Source organism: Wenyingzhuangia gracilariae (assembly GCF_056387575.1).
In genome coordinates this window covers 2,031,079-2,054,286 of record NZ_CM150748.1, presented here as the reverse complement: position 1 = coordinate 2,054,286, position 23,208 = coordinate 2,031,079, and the positions used below count along the sequence as shown (strand labels likewise).

Here is a 23,208-nt window from a genome sequence, read left to right as displayed (position 1 = left end):
ATGAATAGGAAAATAAGAATAACAAAAAAGTTTGATTTTGAAACAGGGCATGCTTTGCACGGTTACGATGGTAAGTGTAGAAATGTACACGGACATAGTTACAAGTTGTATGTTACCGTAATTGGATCTCCTATTCAAGACATAAACCATGTAAAAAATGGAATGGTGATTGATTTTACAGATTTGAAAAATATTGTAAAGTCAGAAATTGAAGATGTTTTTGATCATGCAACTGTGTTTAATAAAAACACACCTCATGTAGAGCTGGCTAAAGAGTTACAAGATAGAGGTCATAATGTTATTTTGGTAGATTATCAGCCTACTAGTGAGATGATGATTTTAGATTTTGCAGAAAAAATTAAAAAGAGATTGCCTAATCATATAGAGCTACATTCTTTAAGATTGCAAGAAACAAGTAGTTCTTTTGCAGAGTGGTTTGCAAGTGATTAATAATTTTGCATTAGGGATTGCACGGTATGTTTGAGCTCTTTTAAAATGCTAAACTTGTTTTAGCGTTTTAAAAAGCGAGTAGTAAAAGCCCGACCCTGAACTTGTTTCAGGGAAATGCCCTAAATATCGTCTACTTGTTTTCCGTTGTATTGGTTCATAGTGTTGCCAATTCCTGCAGTTCCAAAAGAGAGAACAAGTTTTGCGACTTTGTCTAACAATTCAGGAAAATAACGTTCCTCGTCTTTGTTCCATTCGCCTAAAACGTAATTTACTTGTTTTCCTTTTCCAAACATGGCACTAATACCAAAACGGAATCTTGCGTAGTTTTGGTTGCCTAGTTTTTCGTTAATGTCTTTTAGGCCATTGTGCCCTCCGGCACTTCCTTTGGCTTTTAGTCTAAAGGTTCCAAAGTCTATGTTTAAATCGTCAGAAATTACTAAAATGTTTTCTTGCGGAATTTTTTCTTTGTCCATCCAATATTTTACGGATTTTCCGCTTAAATTCATATAGGTTGATGGTTTTAATAGAATAAATGTTCTGCCTTTGAATTTAAAAACGGCTACATCGCCAAGCTTTTCGGTATTAAAAGTGGTGTTTTGTTGTTGGGCTAGTTCGTCTAAAACTTTAAAACCAATATTGTGTCTTGTGTTTGTGTATTCCGACCCAATATTACCGAGTCCTACAATTAAGAATTTTTTCATAGGGGTTTCGTTAGAAATTTGTTTTGGTAAAAACCATTTAGAAAAAAATGCCATATAGTTTTTGTGGCAAATATAAGTATAGTGCATAAAAAAAGCGTTACAATTTATTGTAACGCTTTTTAATTCTTTATCTGAATGTTATTCGGCAGCTTCTGCAGCAGCTTTAGCAGCATTACGAGACATTCTTACTTGTGCAACAACTGTGTTGTCGTTGTGTAAAATTTGGTAAGTATCGTTTCTTAATTCAGAAACATATAATTTGTTACCAATTTGTAATTCTGTAATGTTTACTTCTACAAAATCTGGTAAGTTAGCAGGTATTGCTTTTACTTTTAATTTACGTAAGTTGTTACGTAAAGCACCTCCCATAGCAACTCCTTTAGATTTACCTACAACTTTAACAGGAACGTTCATTGTAATTTCCTTGTCTGCTTGTAATTGGTAAAAATCTACGTGTAAAATAGAGTCGTTAATTGGGTGAAATTGAATATCTTGTAAGATAGTTTCAACTTTTTGTCCTTCTAATTCAATCGTAGCTGTATATACGTTTGGTGTATAAACTAAGTTTTTGAATTGTTTTTCATCTGCTGAAAAGTGTAAAACTTTGTCCCCTCCGTATATAACGCAAGGTACCTGTCCAGCATTACGTAAGGCTTTAGTCGCTGACTTACCTACGCTTTCTCTTTGAGATCCTTTGATTGTAATTGATTTCATAATATATATTAAATGATAAATTTATCCGTTATTGACTTGAAATTCTGAACTTTATCCATTACTTCTGCAAATAAGGGAGCGCAAGATAACACTTTTATTTTAGAACTTTGTTGTTTTAGTGGAATAGTATCAGAAGTGATTAATTCTGTTAATTTTGAGTTTTCTATTTTTTCATATGCATCACCAGATAGAATAGGGTGTGTTACAATGGCTCTTACGCTTAAGGCACCTCTTTCCATCATTAAATCGGCAGCTTTGGTAAGGGTTCCGGCTGTGTCTGCCATGTCATCTACTAATATAACATGTTGTCCGCTTACTTGTCCTATTAATTCCATATGAGATATTACATTGGCCTTGGCTCTTTGTTTGTAACAAATTACAACATCACTATTTAAGTACTTAGCGTATGCGTAGGCTCTTTTAGAACCACCCATGTCTGGAGAAGCAATGGTTAAGTTGCTTAATTTTAAGCTTTCTATGTAAGGTAAAAATATAGTAGATCCGTATAAATGATCTACAGGTTTTTCAAAAAATCCTTGAATTTGACCTGCGTGTAAATCCATAGTCATAACACGAGTAGCTCCTGCAGCGGTTAATAAGTTAGCTACCATTTTAGCACCAATAGCTACACGTGGTTGGTCTTTTCTATCTTGACGAGCCCATCCAAAATAAGGAATAACAGCAGTTACGTGTTTGGCAGATGCACGTTTACAGGCATCTAAAATTAATAACAATTCCATTAAATTGTCTGAATTTGGAAAAGTAGATCCTATAATAAAGACTCTTCTTCCACGAACGGTTTCGTTAATTACAGGTTGAAATTCACCGTCACTAAACCTTGAAACAGTTAAATCACCTAATTCGGTACCGTAATGTTTAGCGATTGATTTGGCTAATTCTCTACTTTGCGAACATGCAAAAACTTTTGGAGTTAATTGATTAACAGACATTTGTGTTTGTATTGTTGTATATGGATTAATTTGTTTGCAAAAGTAGAAATTTTTTTGGTTTACTATGTGTGAATACATCGATATTTTTTTACATTTGCAACCTCCAAGTCCAAATGCCTAGGTGGCGGAATTGGTAGACGCGCTGGATTCAAAATCCAGTTTCTTCGGAAGTGCGGGTTCGATTCCCGCCCTAGGTACAAATCCAACTCAGTTTTGAGTTGGATTTTTTTTGCTTTAAACTTTTTTTAAATCCCTGAATTTTACTTTTTTTTATTTTTTTAATAAAAAAACCATACCAGTACATACTAGTTTTGTATATTTGTGTCATGACGTTAACTCCAGTAGAAAGAAAATTAGGTGTGCCTAAGTACAAACAGATTATTGCATCTGTAGAAGAGGCTATTGTTCAAAGGGTTTTAAGAAAAGGAGATAAGTTACCTTCTATAAGTAGAATTCAAAAAGAAAACAAAGTTTCTAGAGATACGGTGCTAACTGCTTTTAATGAATTAAAAACGAGAGGAATTATTCAGTCTATAGCAGGAAAAGGATACTATGTGTTAAGTGAGCATATTGAGGTTGGTAAAAAAGTATTTGTTTTGTTTGATGAATTGAATGCCTTTAAAGAAGATTTGTACAACTCTTTGTTAAAGTATTTAGAGGTAAATACAGAGGTAGATATTTATTTTCATCATTTTAACAACGAAGTTTTTAGCAAGCTATTGTTTGATAGTATTGGAAATTACAGCTCTTATGTAATTATGCCTGCCAATTTAAAAAAGACAGAACAAGTTATAGAAAAATTACCTAAAGATAAAGTCTATATTTTGGATCAAATGCATCCTGCGTTAAGGGCATATTCTGGAGTTTATCAAAACTTTGAAAAAGACATTTATCAAAACTTAGAAGAAGGTTTAGAGTTGATTAAAAAATATTCTAAGATGGTGTTGCTTTTTTCTAAGAAAAATCAACCTAAAGGAATGTTAAAAGGGTTTCAAGCTTTTTGTAAAGATTATAAAATCTCATCTGAAGTTTTAGAGACCATTCAAGATAGAACTTTACAAGAAGGAGAAGTGTATGTAATTCCTGATGATAGAAACTTGATAAGAATTGTAAAAAAAATAAAAGAACAAAAATTAACCCTTTCTAAAAATATAGGAATCATATCGTACAATGATACATTGTTAAAAGAAATAGTAGAAGGTGGAATTACAACAATATCTACAGATTTTAATGAAATGGGAAAACGTTTGGCACAAATGTTAAACAATAAAGAACAGCTACAAATAGAAAATCCAAATCATTTAATAATTAGAGAATCACTTTAAAATATAAAAAATTGTATACAGTTAATCAAACACAGCCACAAGGTTTAGCATATGTAGAGCTTAAAAGTGCTACAGCAAAAGCTAAAATTTGTTTAAATAGAGGAGGTGCTTTAGAAAGCTTAATGCTAAAATCTCAAACAGTAATAGAAGATTTAAGTCCGTTAGAGTATAAAGATACCTATGCATCTTCTGTTTTGTTCCCGTTTGCCAATCGTATTAAAGACGGAAAATACACTTATAACAATCAAGAATTTCAGTTAGATTGCAATGAGGGCAATTTAAACAATGCATTACACGGATTAATTTACAACAAAACCTTTTCGGTTGTAAGTTCTGATGCTACTGAAAACGGAGCAACAGTTACTTTAAAATACACAGAAACTCAAAAAGCTAAAGGATTTCCATATCTATATACCATTCTATTAACGTTTGCCTTAACTGAAACTAATTTAGATTTAAGTATAGCAATAGAAAACAACGATGTGGTAAGTTTTCCTTTTACACTAGGTTGGCATCCTTACTTTGTATGTCAAGACTTATCAAAAAGTAGTTTAGAGTTTTCTAGCTCTAAAACAGTTTCTTTTGATGATAGAATGATTACAAGTGGTATTGTTGAAGGAAAAGTAAACATGCCGTTTGAAATTAAAAACCAGCAATTAGACAATTGTTATGCGTTAGATAATGGAACCGTGGTGTTTAACACACCTAGTTATAAAATGACTATAACATCATCTGCCAAAGAAAATTATTTTCAAATGTACACACCACCAAGAGCAAATACCATTGCTTTGGAGCCAGTAACAGGAATATCGGATAGTTTTAACAATCAATTAGGATTAGAAGAGTTGCAAGCCGGAGACTCACATAGTGTAAACTGGAATATCAATATCAATTAAACATAAACCAAAATTAACTTTAGCATAAAAGTTAATACATCATTAATAGATAAATTCATAAATAATGGATACAAAATTAGTTCAAAAAGTTACAGAAAGTTTTGCGCAAAAATTTTCATCTCAACCAGTATTGATTTATTCACCTGGACGTATTAATATTATTGGAGAACATACAGATTACAATGCAGGATTTGTATTTCCAGCTGCTATAGACAAAGGAATTGTAGCCGCAATTCAAAAAGCAGAAGGAAATGTATCTACAGCCATTGCAATAGATATGAATGAAACCTATCAATTTGATACCAACAACTTAAATACAGAAAACCTATCTAGCTGGCATGCCTACGTGGTAGGAGTTGTGGCAGAAACTCAAAAGAAAGGAAAAATAGTTGGGAATTTTGACATCGTTTTTGGAGGGAATATTCCTGATGGAGCGGGTATGTCATCATCTGCAGCATTAGAAAATAGTGTGGTATATGGAATTAATGAGTTGTTTGATTTAGGATTAACAAAATATGAAATGATTCTAATTTCTCAGGCAGCAGAACACAATTACGTAGGAGTAAAGTGTGGAATTATGGATCAATACGCATCTATGTTCGGAATCGAAAATAGTGCTTTGTTATTAGATTGTAGAACTGCCAAAGCAGAACCTTTTACGATTGATTTTGGAGACTATCAATTATTGTTATTCAACACCAACGTAAAACACAAACTTTCAGACAGTGCATATAACGACAGACGTGCAGTGTGCGAGAAAACAGCAGAGTTGTTAGGAATTGAAGCTTTAAGAGATGCTACAGAAGCAGATTTAGAAAAAGTAAAAGACCAATTGTCAGAAGAAGATTTTCAAAAAGTAGTGTATGTAGTACAAGAAAACAACAGAGCTCAAGCAGCAGCAGTTGCTATGAAAAAAGGAGATTTGGTAGAATTAGGAAACTTAATTTACGGTTCACACAACGGTTTGCAACATCAATACAAAGTAAGCTGCGATGAATTAGACTTTTTAGTAGACTTGTCAAAAGAAAACCCAGATGTGTTAGGAGCAAGAATGATGGGTGGTGGTTTTGGTGGTTGTACCATTAACTTAATTAAAAAAACTGCCGTTGCCGATTTTAAAGAAAAAGCAGTAGCAGCATATACCCAAAAATTTGGACACGCATGTTCTCCATACGAAGTAGCACTGTCTGATGGAACACACAAAATTTAATTCAAAAATCAAGAAAACAAATATAAAATGGATAAGCATTTAGAAGATTACTCTCATAAGAGACTTAATATTTTAACTGGTGAGTGGGTGTTAGTATCTCCTCACAGGTCTAAGAGACCTTGGCAAGGTCAGAACGAAGCTGTAAACAACGAAAAAAGACCAGCATACGATGAGTCTTGTTATTTATGTGCAGGAAACACAAGAATTAGTGGCGATGTAAACCCTAAGTATACAGGAACATATGTTTTTACAAATGATTTTGCTGCTTTACAAAGCGATTCTCCAGAGTTTGAAGTAAACGATGGTTTGTTGCAAGCACAAAGCGAAAAAGGAATTTGTAAAGTAATTTGTTTTAGTCCAGACCACTCTAAAAGTTTGGCAGATATGGATGTGCCAGGAATTACAGAAGTAGTAAAAACTTGGCAAAGAGAATACACAGAATTGGGTAGTAATGATATGATTAACTACGTACAAATTTTTGAAAACAAAGGAGCTGTAATGGGATGTAGTAACCCACATCCACATGGGCAAATTTGGTCTCAATCTACTTTGCCAAACGAAGTACAAAAGAAAGACGACAAACAACGTGCGTATTTTGCTGATAAAAAATCGAGCTTATTAGGAGATTATTTAGCTCAGGAATTAAGTGGAGATAAAGAAAGAATTATATACGAAAACGATGCGTTTGTGGTATTAATTCCTTTTTGGGCAGTTTGGCCATTTGAAGCAATGATTGCTCCAAAAAGACACTTAAATTCTATTTTAGACATGAACGAGGAAGAGGCAGCTTTATATGCAGATGCCATTTCTGTATTAACCAAAGTATATGATAAGTTGTTTAATACTTCTTTTCCATATTCAAGTGGAATTCATCAAGCTCCTACAGATGGTCAAGACAATTCTCATTGGCATTGGCACATGAGTTTTTACCCACCATTGTTACGTAGTGCAACGGTAAAGAAATTTATGGTAGGTTACGAAATGTTTGGTACACCACAACGTGATATAACTGCAGAAGGTGCAGCCAAAAGATTAAGAGATTTGTTGTAATCACAACAAAATAAACTAAATAAGCCCTTAAAGAGTGTTCTACTTTTTAAGGGTTTTTTATGTTCAGTTTTGTCTAGTAGTTAAATATTTGTTCTTGTTTTGTTGTGCTTTTTTCAGAATATGTGCCCCTTTTCAAGCAGAATGCATGCTAATTTTGTAACACATTAAAATTCAAAGAAAGTCATGTTCAAAAGAAAGCTACTACAGAAAATAATGAAACCATTCTTCTTTTTGTTGATTGTGTTTGCAAGTTGTGGAAATAACAATGCAGATGTATTTGTACCACCAGTAGAAGAAAAACCTACAGAAGAACCCATAGATGATGAAGAAAAGGATAATGAACCAACAGTTAAGGTAATTGATGTAGATACAGCAAATCCACAACAACCAAGTTTTACTTCTTTTGAAGATACAACTCCAGAAGGAATGGTTTGGGAAAAAGTAACAGAATTGTCTGATGAGTTTGATTTTTGGGACAGTAACAAATGGACTAAAACCAACTGGAACTACGGAGGGACTCCTGTGAATATGCTGAATAAAAACTCTGGAGTAGCAGAGGGGAATTTATGGATCAAAGCAACGTTAGATGCAAAAAGTGAAGATCAATGGTTTGAGACCTCTAGAGTTCGTTCTAAAAACAAAATAAAATTTCCTATGTATACAGAGTGTCGTATTAAAACAGCACATATTTCTGCTTTTAATACCTTTTGGTTAAATAACGGAGATAGTAACAATAGAGATGAAATAGATATTATAGAAAACAACTCTAAGCCTACGTTGGAACCTACGGGAAATTTTGCTTTAGATGAATATCCATGGCAAATGAATTCACAATATTTTATTGTAAAAGATGGTGTAACAGAACGTAACAAAGGAAATTCATCTAACAAAAACTTATCCGAAGGAAACACCTTAAAAGGAGTAGCTTGGAATGAAGCTTACCATGTGGTTGGAGCTTGGTGGAAAGATGCTCACAATGTTCAGTTTTATTTAGATGGAGAACCATCTGGTAGTGTAACTACAGAGCAGCCTTTTACTTTGGAGCAATATTTAATTTGGGATTTATGGACTCAAGACTCGCCTTGGGTAGGAGGATTGCCACAAAAAGAAGAATTGTTAGACGATGCCATTAACACTATGCGAGTGGATTGGGTGCGAACTTGGAGGTTAACACAAAATAAACTTTAGAAACAATGAAAAAAATACTTTTAATTTTAATAACAGCTGCACTGTACTTAAGTTGTTCTAGTAATGGCAGAGAGTTAAGAGCAGTACATGCAGAAGAAGAAATTAAAAACGATACTACAGATATAGAGCAGTTATTAAAAATATCTATTGATGTAGGAGAGGCAAGTGATATTGGTTATTTAGGTCAGGGGATACTTCCTAACAAAGGGGTGAATGATCCTCATATACATATATTTAAAAATAAAGCTTATTTATTTGCTAGTCATGATTCTGGAGAGGGGAATAAGGATTACACAATGGAAGATTGGCACTTGTATTCATCAAAGGATTTAATTAATTGGGATAGAGAATTTGTCTTGAAACCTGAGAATACATATATTGGAAAATCTATAGATAAGTGCTTTGCTACAGACGGGGCAACTCGTAATGGAAAATATTATTTTTATTTTAGTAATTATAATAAAAGTACAGGTGTAGCTGTTAGTGATACACCTGAAGGACCATATATTGATACGGGAAAGCCTATTCTGTCAGAATCAATTAAAGGAAACAAAAAGTATGATCCAACTATTTTTATAGAAAATGGTAAATATTATATTATTTGGGGATATACAGGATGGGGAACATATTATCAAATAGCTGAATTGAATGAAGATATGACTTCATTAAAAACAGAACCTAGAGATTTAGTAGTTAAAAATGATGTTTTTAGGAATGATGCTAGTTATCTACATAAACATAAAAAAACTTATTACTTAAGTACTCATCATGGTAAATATGCAACGTCTAATAATTTATATGGTCCCTATGAATACAGAGGAGAGGTAGAGGCACATGGTGATCATGGGACTTATTTTACATGGCACAATCAAACGTATTATGTAGCGGGTGGGTGGCAAAGTTCGTATTTTAGATATACTTATTTTTCTTATGCCCACTATAAAAATAATGGAGAAATAGTTGCTGAGAGGATTTATGATAAAGAGAAAAAAGAAATAGGAGTGGGTAGGTATGATGCGAGCTTGGACAAATTAGAAGCTGAATGCTTTTTTGCTGCTTCTAATGAATTAGAAAAGAAAGAAGTTGATAGTGGTTTTGAAGTTCAGCAAATTAAAAACAATTCTTTTTTATTTTTTCCTCATGTGTATAATATTCCAAAGAAAGCAAAGATTGAATTTTACTTGTCAAGTAATAATACAGAAGGAGGGGCAATAGAAATTAGATCTGAGGCAACAAATGGGAGACTACTCGGAAGATGTGAGTTTGAAAGTACGACTGATTGGGGAAATTATAAAAAGGTAAGTTGTCAATTAAGTGATGATGTTAAAAATGCAGAAAATATATATTTTATTTTTAAAGGAAAAAATGCACAAGATTTATTGCATTTAGATTGGTTTAGAATTTATTAAACAATTATAAAAACATATAAAAAAATAAGAAAGCTATCTGAGAATTGATTTTTCAGATAGCTTTTTATTTAGTAACTTATTTTTTTGTTACAAAATCACATTCTCTTTTATTTCTTCTACGACTTCGGGGTTTAACAGTGTGGAAATATCTCCTAAGTTTTCGGCATCGTTAGCGGCAATTTTTCTTAAAATACGTCTCATAATTTTACCCGATCTAGTTTTTGGCAATCCGCTTACAAACTGAATTTTATCCAATTTGGCAATTGCTCCAATGGTTTTGGCAATTAAAGCGTTAATTTCTTTACGTAGCACCTCTTCATCTGTAGTAACATCGTTGTATTTGGTTACGTAGGCATATAAAGCGTTTCCTTTAATGTCATGCGGAAAGCCAACAATAGCACATTCCACAATATCTTCGTGTTCGTTAATTATATTTTCTATAGGAGCTGTTCCTAAATTATGTCCAGATACAATAATTACATCGTCCATACGTCCTGTAATTCTATAATTTCCCATGGCATCTCTATAAGCCCCATCACCAGAAAAATAGTAACCAGGAAAAGCAGAAAAATAGGTTTCTTTGTAACGTTGATGATTTCCGTAAATGGTACGTGCCATACTAGGCCATGCTCCTTTAATGGCTAAACTTCCTTCTGCTGGAGACTCTGTAACTTCTTTTCCATTTTCATCTAACAAAACAGGTTTTACTCCTGGTAAAGGTTGTGTGGCAAAAGTAGGTCTTAAAGGAGTAATTCCTGCAAGAGCAGAGATCATAATAGCTCCGGTTTCTGTTTGCCACCAAGTATCTACAATGGGACAAGTTCCTTTTCCTATATGGTCATTGTACCAATGCCAAGCTTCTTCATTAATAGGTTCTCCTACAGATCCTAAAACTTTTAAACTATCTAGTTTGTGTTTTTCAACCAAATGTAAAGGTTGTTTGGCCAAAGCTCTAATGGCAGTTGGTGCTGTGTAAAAGTGTGTTATTTTTAACTTATCTACAATTTCCCAAAAACGTCCATAATCTGGGTACGAAGGTACTCCTTCGAACATTACTGTGGTTGCTCCACTAGCCAAAGGCCCGTAAATAATGTAAGAGTGTCCTGTAATCCAACCAATGTCGGCAGTACACCAATATACATCGTCTTTTTTTACTTGAAATACGTTTTGAAATGTAAAGCTACTACCTACCATATAACCACCGCATGTATGTACCATTCCTTTAGGGGTTCCAGTAGAGCCAGAAGTGTACAGAATAAATAACATATCTTCACTATCCATATCTTCGGCAGGGCAGTAGTCATCTTCTATTTTTTGCAATTCGTCAAACCAAAAAGTATCTCTTCCTGCTTGCATTGTTGTAGGTTCTACGGTTCTTCTGTATACAATTACGTTTTTAATACACGGAGTACTTTTTAGGGCTTCATCGCAAACGGCTTTTAGGTTAATGGGTTTGGTACCTCTGTAAACTTCGTTGGCAGTAATTAATAATTTGCATTCAGAATCGTTAATTCTGCTAGCCAATGCAGATGCAGAAAAACCAGCAAACACAATGGAATGCACAGCTCCAATTCTAGCACAGGCTAACATGGCAATGGCCAATTCTGGAATCATGGGCATGTACAAGCATACACGATCTCCTTTTTTAATGCCTTTGTTTTTTAAGACATTGGCAAAAGCCGAAACTTTATGATACAATTGACGGTAGGTAATGTGCCTAGATTCTTCAATAGGGTTGTTGGGTTCCCAAATAATGGCGGTTTTGTTCCCTTGTTTTTCTAAATGACGGTCTAAACAATTTTCGGTAATGTTTAATTTTCCTCCTAAGAACCATTTGACTTCTGGTTTGTTAAAGTCTGCTGTTACTACTTTGTCCCATTTTTTTCGCCATGTAAATTGATTGGCAATTTCTGACCAAAATATTTCTGGATTTTGAATGCTGTTTTTATAGTCTTCTTTGTATTGTCTGTAGGATTTTATTTTCATGGATTTTGCATTTTTTTGCGGACCTTAATTTAACAGAATCTCAATCAAATTCAAAAAAGATTTAGAATCATTTATTAAAAATGTGTTTTGTTTGTTAATGCACTAGGGATTGAATGGTCTGTTTGAGCTCTTTTGTTTTGTTTTTAGAATTCAGAAGTTAAGGAGTAGAGTAGTTAAGAATCTCAGAAACTCCTTTGACTTCTTAACTACTCATATTCTTAAATTCTAAAAACAAAACAAAAAGCGAGTAATGAAAGCCCGGCTCCCAATGCTTTGGGAGAAGTGCCCAAGTAATACACGTTAATGTTTGGTTTTGTGTATTTGTTATGCGGTTAATGGGGTTTCTGCTGCAAATAAAAAACAAGCTGGGTTTGCGAAAAGGTTTTCTTTGTTTCCCAATTATTTAACCTAGATTTATAAGCATATCTACTTATATTTGTGAACAGAATAAAAACTCGACTAAAATGAATAAAAAAGTAATCTTAATGATTCTTGACGGATGGGGAATTACTCAAGACCCAAAAGTATCTGCAGTATACAATGCAAACACCTCATATATTGATTCTTTGTATGATAAATATCCAAACGCAGAATTGCGTACCGATGGTGAATTTGTAGGGTTGCCTGATGGACAAATGGGGAATTCTGAAGTAGGACACATGAATTTAGGTGCTGGTAGAATTGTATACCAAAACCTAACTAAGATTAACATGGCGGTTAGAGATAAAACTTTAGGACAAGAAAAAGTATTGGTAGATACGTACAAATATGCTAAAGAAAACAACAAAAAAGTTCACTTGTTGGGGTTGGTTTCTAACGGAGGAATCCATGCACACATAGATCATATTAAAGGTTTGTTAGATGTGGCTAAGGAAAATGAAGTAGACAATTTATTTTTACATGCCTTTACGGATGGTAGAGATACAGACCCTAAATCTGGAGCGTACTTTATCAACGAAATTCAAGAGTACATGGCCGCTACTACAGGAGAGTTGGCAAGTATGACAGGACGTTACTACGCAATGGATAGAGATAACCGTTGGGAACGTGTTGAGTTGGCTTACGATGCCGTAGTTAAAGCAGAAGGAACGTTGTCTACAGATGCAGTAGCTACGTTAAAAGAAAACTACGAAGCTGGTGTTACTGATGAGTTTATTAAGCCTGTAATTATGGCCGATGCTGATGGTAACCCAAAAGCGAAAATAGAAGAAGGAGATGCTGTAATTTTCTTTAACTACAGAACGGATAGAGGTAGAGAGTTGACGAACATGTTGTCTCAAAGCGATTTTCCAGAGCAAGACACTAAAAAATTAGACTTGTACTTTACAACCATTACTTTATACGATGAAACGTTTAAGGGAATTAACGTAATTTACAACAACGATAATATTAAAAACACCATAGGAGAAGTTTTATCTAAGGCAGGTAAAAAGCAAATCCGTATTGCAGAAACAGAAAAATATCCTCACGTTACTTTCTTTTTCTCTGGTGGACAAGAAGAACCATTTGAAGGAGAGTCTCGTATATTAAGAAATTCACCTAAAGTAGCTACCTATGATTTAAAGCCAGAAATGAGTGCCTATGAATTAAAAGATGCTTTGTGTGAAGATTTGGCTAAAGAAGAAGCAGACTTTGTGTGTTTGAATTTTGCCAATGGAGATATGGTAGGACACACAGGTGATATGGATGCGGCTATTAAAGCTTGTGAAGCTGTTGATGCTTGTGCTAAAGAAGTAATAGAAACAGGATTGAAACATGGGTACTCTACTTTATTAATTGCCGACCACGGTAACTGTGAGGTAATGATGAATCCTGATGGATCTCCAAACACAGCACATACCACCAACCCAGTTCCTATGATTTTAATTGATGAAGAAATTAAAGAAATTAAGGACGGTGTGTTAGGTGATGTGGCTCCAACTATTTTAAAATTGATTGGTGTGGAACAACCAGAAGATATGACAAGGTTCCCGTTAGTGTAATTAAAAAATATACAATATTTAAAAAAGCTCAACTTAATTTTTAAGTTGAGCTTTTTTATTTAATAACAATCGGTTAAAATTTGTCCGTTGTTTTTATAAGTTTCAAAAGGTTGTAAACCATGTTTTATACAAATTTTTTCTAACTGAATAAAAACGGCATCGCGCATGTTTAAAGAACCACACAACATAAAATAACCACCATTTTTTAAGCTGTTTGCAATGGTGTTTTCATCTTTAGCCAATAGGTTTTGAACGTAGTTGTGCTCCGTAACTTCTTTAGAAAAAGCAATGTTATATTGTTGTAAAGTTCCTTTTTGCTCAGCCTCTAAAATGCTTGCTTTGTACAAATTAAAAGAGTTGTGAGTTCTAGTTCCCCAATACAAATTAAGGTTTGCTTTTGTTGGTTGATGTATCATTCCTAAAAAAGGAGCAATTCCTGTTCCGTTGGCAATTAACGTAACGGTTTTGTTGGTTTTAGGCAAATGGAATTCTTTGTTTTGCTGAATGGTTCCATTAAATTTATCTCCAATTTTTAGCTGATGTAAATAGTTAGAACAAATTCCGTGCGTGTGTTTTTTAATACTCAATAGCAAATTTCCTTTTGCATTTTTTCCAATAGAATACAATCTTTCAGAAGCTTCATTAGGAGGAACAATTCCTAGCAAATCACCAGGTAAAAAACGCTTTCTTTTTTGCAAAGCCAAGGTCAACGTAAAAGTTTCATCGTAGTTATCTTTTACCATTTCTTTGTCAATAATTTTAAAGGTTGTTTCCTTTGTTTTTTTAGCTGCTAATTCGGTTGGTAAATCCAATTGAATTCCTAAAGATTGAGACCAGTTTATAGCCCAGTTTTTAAATTGTTTGTAATTCTGATTATGAATTAACAACGGTGTTTCTGCAGGAACATTTATTTGTGGATGTGCTGAGGTTTGTTTAAAAAGAGTCTTAGCAAACTCACAGAATTTAGGATAAGAAAAAGAGCCAAAACCAATCACATAACAATCAAAAGAGCGGTCTATTTTGGTGTGTTGCAATTTGTCTAAAAACAAATGTGCGTTGCTAGGTGGTTCTCCTTGTCCGTAGGTGGCGGTTAATATAATTAACTGTTCTATGTTGTTGTACTTCTGATAATTGTTTAAATCATCTAAAAACACTTTTTTGTTCGCTTTTAATAAAGACTGTAACAGCGTTTTGGCCAATCTTTTGGTACTTCCATTTTCTGAACCTATAAGAATTACAATGTTTGCTTGGTGGGCAGTAAACTTATTCTTTATTTTAGAACGCAATCTCTGAATAGAAATAACGGTTCCTGAGTACATAAAGTACAAAATTCCAACAGAGCTTATTAATAAAACAATAGACCAAAGTATACTTCCGGTTCCTGTGTGTAAGTTAAAACTTAAGACGGATAGAATTTGAACAAAAGGATAACGAGTTTCTTTAACTATTTCTCCTGTTTTTTGATGGATTTGTACTTCTTTGTCGTGTAAACTCAATATAAAATAATCTTCTTCATCTGTAGAAAAAGGAAATTCTAATTTCTGAACATCTTTAAGTGTGGTGTTTTTAAAAATAGGAAACTCGGCAAACGGAATTTCTTTTTGATTGGTTGCAGGTTTAGACTCAAGGTTTTGTTTTTGAATTTTAGGCAACAAGGAAAATCTATCTATAGATAAATAGGTTCCCGTACAACCAATAATGATGATAGGAATTAGCAACAACCTACCCAAAGCAACATGGTTATATTGTATAGACTTATCATTAATAATTTTAGAGAAAAATTGAATGAAACCTCCCTGCCTTTTTATAGCCAATAATAAACCTGTAATGGAGATTAAACACAGTAAAAAGGAAGTGATTCCGACAAAAATTCTTCCTGGAGTTTTTAAAAATAAAGAACGATGAAAATCGGTAATAAACTCAAAAAAAGCATTGGGTTTAGGAATGTTGGCCAATTTAGCTCCGTTAGTAGGATTGATGTAAAATTGTCCATCCAATTCCGATTCCATGCTAAAAACACTAGCTTTAACAAAATAATTTTTGTCTATTTCTAGATCTAAAACTTCTTCATATTTGGTTTTTAAACTGTCTACCAAATCTGCCAATACTACATTTTCTGCCTGCTCAACTTTAAAAGGTTGCAGTTTATTTTGTATAGGTTTAAAGGCCAAAATAGCCCCCGTAATGGCAGCTAATAGTAAAAATAAAGAAGAAGATACAGTCAGGTAAAAATGACTGTATCTCCATATTTTGTGAAGCATGTGCTAAATTAGTTAGGGATAATTCTTACGTAACGAATGTATCCAGATCCTTCAAATTTGTTTTTTAGATTTTCAGTATTTAATACAACTTCTAAATCTTTTAAATGATGATTTTGATGTTCTACAGCAGTTTCAAATCTTAATTTGTTCCCGATGTTTAAATCACTTTTGGCAACGTTTAATATAAAAACAGAACGTTCTCCACCCGCAATTGTTGCACCAGTAATAGCATCTGTTTCTGGTTGTTTTACTTTTTCAAAAAATGACCACCATTTTGGTAAATCTGGATACCATTTTTCATCATCACCTAAAATTTGTAGAGTCTTGATGTAATTATCATCTTTATCAACTACAGAGACAATAACATAAGCACCTTCACCTTCATAATTTTTTAACTGAACCATACACTTATATTTTTCTGTAGATTCTGTATTTTGTAAGGTCGTAAATGCCATTAACGATAGGCAAATTATTAAGAATGTATATTTAAAAAGTTTCATAAAATTTTAAATTAAATTATTTTAAAAAGTCAATGTTAGCATTTTTTAGCAATTCGTTTTCTTTTGCCAAATCGTATACACTTTCATCAAAATCTGTTTTTATAGATTTATCAGCACCTTTGTGTAATAACATTTGTAACATTTTAACATCTTTTGCTTTCATAGCTGCAATGTGTAATGGTGTTAAACCATCGCTATTTTTTTGGTTGATACCGATTCCTAACTCCATGGCTTTCTGAATTAGTTTTCTTTCTCCTTTTTCTATAGCAATGTGTAACAATGTTGTGTTTTTAGAAGCGTTTTTAGAAGAAACATTTGCATTTTCCAAAGCCGCAGCAAACGGATCAAATCCTTTAGCACTTCTTCTGTTATAAGCATTAAATAGGTGATAGAATAAATTGTTTCCATCAGCATCTACAACATTTACATTTGCTCCTTTTTCTTTTAAAGTAGTAAAAAGAGCTACGTTTACACGTTGTGTAGCAAGAGTAATAGCGGTAAAACCTTCGTTATTTTTGTGGTTGATGTCTTTTACATTAGGCAATAATTGTTTTACCACCACTTCATTATTTCCTTGTACTGCATTTAAAAATGGAGTGTTTCCATTTTCGTCTTTTTGATGTGGGTTTGCTCCTTTTTTGATAAAATAAGCTAGCACACCTGTCTCTTTAGTACTTCTAGCGATGTAATGTAATGCGTTTTGTCCTTTTTTATTTGCCAAAGTAAAATCTAGCCCTAAAGAATCAAAATATTGATAGACTTCTAAAGAGTTGCTGTAACCTCTTGCTCCATGACTTGCAAAAAGTACAATGTTTTCTCCTTCCGTATTTGTTTTTTTGTAGTCAAATCCTTTAGCAATGTATTTCTTCATCAACTCTAAATTCCCACGTTGTGCAGCATAAAACAATAAGTTGTTTCCTTGTTTGTCTGTTGCTTTAATGTCTAGTCCTTTTTGCTCAAAGTAGTTTAGAATTTTACCGTCTTTACTATGTGCAGCTAATAATAAAATAGCATTGGCACCAGCTCGGTTGGTTTCTTTTAAATCGACTCCGTTGGCCACCATCAACTCATAAATCTCGGTATTTTCATGTCCTGCATTTAGCGTAAAGGTGTACCAGTTGAATCCGTGACTACCAACTACTTTGGTATCTGCTCCTTTATTTAGCAATAATTTCATAGTTGATAAATCGCCAGCGTAACCAGCCCACATTAAATAGCTTCTGTTATCGTGTGTAGATTTGTTTACATTATTTCCAGGCAAATCTAAAATGTATGCAATTGTCTCTACAGGGGCTTTGGTCATAATAGCAAAGGTAAGGGCATCAAAAGCAGCTCTATTTTGCTTAACAGCATCGTTTCCTTCTTTAATTTTTTGTTTTACGGTTGCAACATCTGGTTTTGTTTGCCAAAAAGAACGGTCGTGAAAAATATTGCTATTCTCTTGCTGCGGTCTTTGTGCAAAAGTTAACAAAGGAAGTGCAAGTAATAAAAGCGTGATTATTTTTTTCATTTTGTTTTTATTAGGAAATCCCTTTCTAAAAATTGAATTTAGAAAGGGACTTAAATTTATAATGTTTTTAAAGCTTACCAAGCACCAATAAAGTGACTTCCGGTAGTGTTGATTAATTTAGCTCCTTTAGTTACATTTCCTGTTTCAGTATCAACTACATAAATGTTTCCATCTTTTCCTACTGGGGCAGCAGTTAAATAAATTTCATCTCCATAAACTGCATAGTGTTGAAATTGGAACATTTCCATATCTACTTCGTAAGGAATTGCATCAATTTTAGTTGCAGTTTTTGCATTTAAATCTACCAATGCAAAAAAGCTTTCTTCTCTTCCAGATGCTCCTTCTGCAGAACCACCATGACGGTATGCTAATACAGCTTTTCCGTTAGCAGCAGGTCTCCATGCCAATATATAAGCACCTGTTATACCTAAAGCACTGTCTAAATTAAAGTCGTAGGTATTATCATATTGGTTGTCTGCACCAATTTTTAAAATGTGAGAACCTTCAGGGTCACTTTGGTTTGCTTGGTATACATTTCCGTTATATAAAAAAGAGTTGATACTACGGTATCCGTTAGTATTACCATGCCCTACGGTAGAAGTTACAATCGTTGGATTGTCTAAAGAAGGATAATCTAACACAATAGTTTTAGAACCTAAAATTTCGTAACCACTATCAGACTCTAAAGTTTCAGGATTTTTTTTACGTACCTGTGCACCAATGTACAATTTGTCTCCTGCTGCGTTTAAGGTTGGCATGTCTATTCTAGAAATGTAATATCCTTTGGCAGCATCCGCATCATCTAAAGCAATGGTGTGTTCCTTAAATTCGTTAATAGATTGATTTTCTAAGTCCAACGTAACAATGGCAATTTTAGATTCTGTTTTGATGTATTCATCATCTGTTACCTCATCAGTTCCTTTGTCATCCACAACATCATTTGTAGAAACGTACACTGCAGCTCCAGTCTGATCTCCATCAAATAACTTAATCCATCTTGGTGCTGTACCTACATACTGAGCTACCGTTACTGGCAAACCGATTTGGTTGTAGTTTTGCCCTCCGTTTACTGCGTATCTAAAGAAACTTCCTCCTGTATCTCCTGCATAGGTAATATTAAACAAAGTACTTCCGTCTTGAGAAGCTTGCAGCCTTGCTGTTCTGTTAGATGGTACTATGTATCCGTAGTTGAACACATCAATCTCTTTATTCGGATTTTTTGCTTCTTGACTACTTACAGCGTACACCAAAGTTCCACCATTTCCATCTCCTGGATTGGTTCCCATTTTTGCTCCTGCTACTGTAATCCATCTGTCAGAATCAGCTTTAGTTTCTGTAACTACACTGGTACCAGAATCGTCGTCTGAACAAGCTACTGTAAAAGTGAAAGCTGCCAAGGCGATCACTAAAGATCTTAGTCGAATTATTTGTTTTTTCATATTGATTTGTTATTTATAATTTATTGATTGTATAATTTAATTTTAAGTAATAAGCTCTTCCTGGTTTTTGTACCGATAAGTTGTCATAAGCCGCTTTGTCAAAAAGGTTTTTTACATCAAAACTTACAACCCACTGATTTTTAGGAAATGCGTAGCTTAAACCTAGATCTTGTATCCATTGCGTAGGTACAATGTGTGATCCATTATCGGCTGTATGTGTTCCATCTGCGTACTTATAAGAAAAGCTATCGGTGAAATAAAAATTGTGAAATAAGTTAAGTCGCCCTTGTGGCTGGAATACGTTTTGAAAAGTATAGCGCAATCCTCCATTCATGGTAAACAAAGGGGTGTTGGCTACATCTATTTCCAAGCCATTACGAGTCGTCTTTAAACTCAAACGTGAGTAATTAAAGTGAGCGGTTAAGTTGTTTTTAAAATTGTAATTCAATTGCAGTTCAACACCTTTAGATTTGGTGGTGTTTTCTAAATTCCCATAGGTAATGACTTCATCATCTTGTTCCAATTGATTGGCATTGATAGGCAAACCAATTAAATCTTGTATATTTCTAGTAAAAAAATTGGTAGTAGCAACTAGCCCATGGTTTTTGTAGTTGAATTTCCCCAATCGGAAACCGAGATTAAAATTGTTACTAATTTCAGGCTTAATGCTTCGATTGCCAGAAATATTATCTCCTGTATTTCCAAAAACCTCATCCTCACTAGGCAAACGCACTGCTTTTTCTGCCGATGCCATTAACGTAATAACAGGCAAGACTTCAAAAGAAGTTGCAAGACCATAGCCGTTGTAATCTTTATCACTTTTATATACATCGTTAATTACCTCGGTACGATCTTCGTTAAAAGAAGGTTTGTTGTTCAATACCTTTTGTCTGTAGTGTTTGCCGAACAGGTTAAGCTTCAGTCGTTCTTTGAATAAATTGAGCTCATAACTAAGCGAGTAAATCTGTTTGTACAAATCTTTGGTTTCTGTAAACGCATTGCTCAAATCAGTTGCATATTCGTCATAATCATCTCTTTCAATACCACTATATACATGGTTTAACAATACTTTGTGTTGTGGAGTAATTTCATAGGACAATCCGCTACGTATAGAAGACACATTACGTTCAATAAAATTTAACACGGGTCCATACGTGTCTTTTTCTTGCTGTGAACCGTAATTGTATTCTCTAGGTTGATTATTATTCTGACCATCTTGCCACAATTCACCACGCCAAGTGTAAATAAATGGATTGGTATCACTCACCATTCGATTTCTAATTCCATACAAACCATTAAGGTTGATATCCAGTCCATTAATAAACAAATCCTTTTTTTGATACAACAAAGTTGCCAACTGCGCATCCGACTCCATAAAACGATCTTTGTAAGGATAGGTAGACATAAAAGCACCGTGTTGAATTTCTTTATAATCATCAGATCCTGTAAAACCGATGTAAAATTGATCTGCCCAAGAAACATTGGTAAACCCTGTTTGAAAAACAACTCCCTTAGACTCATAAGCATCGTTAAAACGTTTTGCTTTGATCTCCTCCGTTTTGGAATTGGGCAATACATCTACCACACCAGGTCCCCAAACTTCATAATCGTTGTCGGAGTAATTGTAAAAACTTGAAAATTTAACGGTAAAACCTTTGTTAAAACGATAAAATCCGCTTGCGTTTGCCTGAAATGTGTTGAACGATCCGTAAGAAGCCGAAGCATTTACATAATTACGATCCGTACCTTTTTTCATTACTATGTTGATGGCTCCACCTAAGGCATCATCAGCCAAATGACCAGGAACTACTCCTTTGTACACCTCTATGTTTTCTATCATGGCAGGAGGGATGCTGTTTAAACTAAATGAAGAACCATACATAGACATGGGAATTCCATCAATAAAAATACGTACAGAACTCCCAGACAAACCATTTAAAGAATATTCTACATTGGATCCTAGTCCTCCGTTTTGACGAATTTTAACACCTACTGTCGAATTCAACAATTCGTTGGTTTGTATATTTCTAAAGCTTGCTTCTTTGGTTTCTACCACATTTACAGCAAAACCTTTGGTTTCTATTTCTGTTTTGTGAGATTTGGCCAACAACTTGATTTCTTGTAAAGATTGAGAGTCTTCTTTTAATTCAAAATCGCAAAGAGTTTTAGGTTCTTTAACAACAATTTTTTTTTGTTGTAGAGAATAGCCCATGTAAGTGGCTTTTATGGTGTGTTCACCTTGTGCTACATCATGAATAAAATACATTCCTTTTCCGTTAGCAACAGTAGCGTATTTATTATCATCAACTAAAATAGTGGCCCCCATTAGCGGAACACCTTTAGTATCTAACACCTTTCCTATTAAAACATGATGTTTTCCGTGGTGTTTTTTTTGCGCAATTGCAGCAATACTTACCATTGTAAGGAATAGAAGAACTTTCTTCATTATTTCTTTTTGTTACTTATTTAGATTTGATAAAAATAATTTACTTTTGCAAAAGTATCTTATCTTTAACTAGTCTAGATAACGCAATAGGGAATTATTATAACGCAAAAGGAACAAATGGAGATTCGGTTTAAAACTTCTGTATGTAAAGACGGAGAGATTGTTAAGAATTTTAATAAAAATTTTGAGTGTTCTAATTTACAAGAAGATGAAATGGTTTGTTATGATGATGTTTTTAGCGGAAAAGTAAAAGAAATTTTAATAAACAATGCATATGTGCTTCATCAGAATTACAACAATAAAGATGTAAAAAATGCAAGTTTAGAAATAACACAAGATTCAGCTGTTTTTTTATTGCATTTTGAAATGGAAGGTGGTGTAAAATGTAAACAGGTAGATAGTACAGAAAATGCTATTGTATTAGATAAGGATATGTATTATTTGCATTACATTCCTCCTTGTACAAGAAGTTATAGCTATACGTCAGAAAGAAGAGAAGGGCTTAAAATTCATATTCCTGAATCTTATTTACAAACTAAAATGGGATATTGTTATACGGGTAAACATTCAGGACTACAAAAGGCAAAAAAAGAGAATAGAATCTATTCTTTTTTAGGAGAAGGATTGCCTATGAATTTTAAGATAAAGCAATTAGTAAAAGAATTTTTAGATTGTGGTTATGAAGGAACCGTAAAACACTCTTTTTTACAAGCAAAGTTAACAGAGTTGTTGTTGGTGTCTTTAATTAATAATTTAGAGAAAAAGGTAGTAGCAAGTGTAAGTTTAACAGAAAAAGATAATTTAAAAGAAGTTGAAAACTATATTCAAAGTAGTTTAAAAAAAGAATTAACCATTACAGATTTGTCTTTAATTGCTGGTATGAATACCTCTAAATTTAAAAAAAGTTTTAAAGAGCATTTTGGGACTACCGTTTTTAAATATATTACACAGTTGCGTGTAGAAAAAGCTACTCGATTGATAACGGACGAAAATTATACCATAGCACAAGCTTCTTATGAAGTGGGATATAAAAACCCACAGCACTTTACGGTTGCTTTTAAAAAAATGTTGGGGTATTTGCCAAGTCAGTTAAAAAAAGGATTACAGCAAATAGTAGGTATTGGATTGTTAAATGATTTTTTTCTGTTTGTTATAGAAATGTAATTGATTGGTAATGAGTATCCTTACAGG

Annotated in this window: 18 protein-coding genes and 1 tRNA gene; 10 read left to right on the top strand and 9 right to left on the bottom strand. The window is 33.6% G+C overall.

What is annotated here, in order from left to right; genetic code table 11:
* Nucleotides 1-450: a 6-pyruvoyl trahydropterin synthase family protein gene (locus ACY2IJ_RS09000; RefSeq protein WP_476724028.1), complete on the top strand. Its 450-nt coding sequence runs from the start codon at nt 1-3 to the stop codon at nt 448-450.
* A 119-nt stretch (nt 451-569) separates the two neighbouring features.
* Here the strand turns inward: ACY2IJ_RS09000 and pth are convergent, their stop codons facing one another.
* The 3 genes from pth to ACY2IJ_RS08985 all read right to left on the bottom strand — a co-directional run bounded on the left by pth (nt 570) and on the right by ACY2IJ_RS08985 (nt 2,815).
* Nucleotides 570-1,205, bottom strand: coding sequence for an aminoacyl-tRNA hydrolase (gene pth, locus ACY2IJ_RS08995; RefSeq protein ID WP_476724027.1), 636 nt, complete (start codon nt 1,203-1,205; stop codon nt 570-572).
* A gap of 84 nt (nt 1,206-1,289) precedes the next feature.
* Complete coding sequence (locus ACY2IJ_RS08990; RefSeq protein ID WP_476724026.1) at nt 1,290-1,865, bottom strand: 50S ribosomal protein L25/general stress protein Ctc; 576 nt, start codon at nt 1,863-1,865, stop codon at nt 1,290-1,292.
* A gap of 8 nt (nt 1,866-1,873) precedes the next feature.
* Nucleotides 1,874-2,815, bottom strand: a complete 942-nt coding sequence (locus tag ACY2IJ_RS08985; RefSeq protein ID WP_476724025.1) for a ribose-phosphate pyrophosphokinase — start codon at nt 2,813-2,815, stop codon at nt 1,874-1,876.
* A 115-nt stretch (nt 2,816-2,930) separates the two neighbouring features.
* On the opposite strand from ACY2IJ_RS08985, the gene ACY2IJ_RS08980 reads away from it, so the two are divergent.
* From ACY2IJ_RS08980 to ACY2IJ_RS08950, 7 genes are all read left to right on the top strand, one after another.
* Nucleotides 2,931-3,012 (top strand) — tRNA-Leu (locus tag ACY2IJ_RS08980).
* Between the two features lie 129 nt (nt 3,013-3,141).
* Nucleotides 3,142-4,140 carry a GntR family transcriptional regulator gene (locus ACY2IJ_RS08975; protein WP_476724024.1) on the top strand — a complete coding sequence of 333 codons (999 nt, stop codon included), beginning with the start codon at nt 3,142-3,144 and terminating at the stop codon, nt 4,138-4,140.
* 11 nt (nt 4,141-4,151) lie between these two features.
* Nucleotides 4,152-5,036, top strand: a complete 885-nt coding sequence (locus tag ACY2IJ_RS08970; protein WP_476724023.1) for an aldose epimerase family protein — start codon at nt 4,152-4,154, stop codon at nt 5,034-5,036.
* Between the two features lie 64 nt (nt 5,037-5,100).
* On the top strand, nt 5,101-6,246 hold the full coding sequence (gene galK / locus ACY2IJ_RS08965; protein WP_476724022.1) for a galactokinase: 1,146 nt from the start codon (nt 5,101-5,103) through the stop codon (nt 6,244-6,246).
* A 27-nt stretch (nt 6,247-6,273) separates the two neighbouring features.
* Complete coding sequence (locus ACY2IJ_RS08960) at nt 6,274-7,296, top strand: UDP-glucose--hexose-1-phosphate uridylyltransferase (protein WP_476724021.1); 1,023 nt, start codon at nt 6,274-6,276, stop codon at nt 7,294-7,296.
* A 213-nt stretch (nt 7,297-7,509) separates the two neighbouring features.
* Nucleotides 7,510-8,484, top strand: coding sequence for a LamG domain-containing protein (locus tag ACY2IJ_RS08955; RefSeq protein WP_476724020.1), 975 nt, complete (start codon nt 7,510-7,512; stop codon nt 8,482-8,484).
* Nucleotides 8,485-8,489: 5 nt separating this feature from the next.
* Nucleotides 8,490-9,893 (top strand): carbohydrate-binding protein, encoded by a 1,404-nt coding sequence (locus ACY2IJ_RS08950; protein WP_476724019.1) that lies wholly within the window; start codon nt 8,490-8,492, stop codon nt 9,891-9,893.
* An 87-nt stretch (nt 9,894-9,980) separates the two neighbouring features.
* Here the strand turns inward: ACY2IJ_RS08950 and acs are convergent, their stop codons facing one another.
* A complete protein-coding gene (gene acs, locus ACY2IJ_RS08945) occupies nt 9,981-11,879 on the bottom strand; it encodes an acetate--CoA ligase (protein ID WP_476724018.1) in 1,899 nt (632 codons plus the stop codon).
* Nucleotides 11,880-12,343: 464 nt separating this feature from the next.
* Here acs and gpmI point away from each other — a divergent pair, with 464 nt between their 5' ends.
* Nucleotides 12,344-13,861: a 2,3-bisphosphoglycerate-independent phosphoglycerate mutase gene (gene gpmI, locus ACY2IJ_RS08940; protein ID WP_476724017.1), complete on the top strand. Its 1,518-nt coding sequence runs from the start codon at nt 12,344-12,346 to the stop codon at nt 13,859-13,861.
* A 59-nt stretch (nt 13,862-13,920) separates the two neighbouring features.
* Here gpmI and ACY2IJ_RS08935 read toward each other — a convergent pair whose 3' ends face one another.
* The 5 genes from ACY2IJ_RS08935 to ACY2IJ_RS08915 form a co-directional block, all read right to left on the bottom strand.
* Nucleotides 13,921-16,122 (bottom strand): PepSY domain-containing protein, encoded by a 2,202-nt coding sequence (locus ACY2IJ_RS08935; protein ID WP_476724016.1) that lies wholly within the window; start codon nt 16,120-16,122, stop codon nt 13,921-13,923.
* 8 nt (nt 16,123-16,130) lie between these two features.
* Entirely contained in the window at nt 16,131-16,622 is a 492-nt protein-coding gene (locus tag ACY2IJ_RS08930; protein WP_476724015.1) for a DUF2271 domain-containing protein, read from the bottom strand.
* A gap of 16 nt (nt 16,623-16,638) precedes the next feature.
* Nucleotides 16,639-18,132 carry an ankyrin repeat domain-containing protein gene (locus ACY2IJ_RS08925; RefSeq protein ID WP_476724014.1) on the bottom strand — a complete coding sequence of 498 codons (1,494 nt, stop codon included), beginning with the start codon at nt 18,130-18,132 and terminating at the stop codon, nt 16,639-16,641.
* 74 nt (nt 18,133-18,206) lie between these two features.
* On the bottom strand, nt 18,207-19,571 hold the full coding sequence (locus tag ACY2IJ_RS08920; protein WP_476724013.1) for a hypothetical protein: 1,365 nt from the start codon (nt 19,569-19,571) through the stop codon (nt 18,207-18,209).
* 13 nt (nt 19,572-19,584) lie between these two features.
* A complete protein-coding gene (locus ACY2IJ_RS08915) occupies nt 19,585-22,017 on the bottom strand; it encodes a TonB-dependent receptor (RefSeq protein ID WP_476724012.1) in 2,433 nt (810 codons plus the stop codon).
* Between the two features lie 117 nt (nt 22,018-22,134).
* On the opposite strand from ACY2IJ_RS08915, the gene ACY2IJ_RS08910 reads away from it, so the two are divergent.
* Nucleotides 22,135-23,181, top strand: a complete 1,047-nt coding sequence (locus ACY2IJ_RS08910; protein ID WP_476724011.1) for a helix-turn-helix domain-containing protein — start codon at nt 22,135-22,137, stop codon at nt 23,179-23,181.
* Nucleotides 23,182-23,208 lie beyond the last annotated feature (27 nt).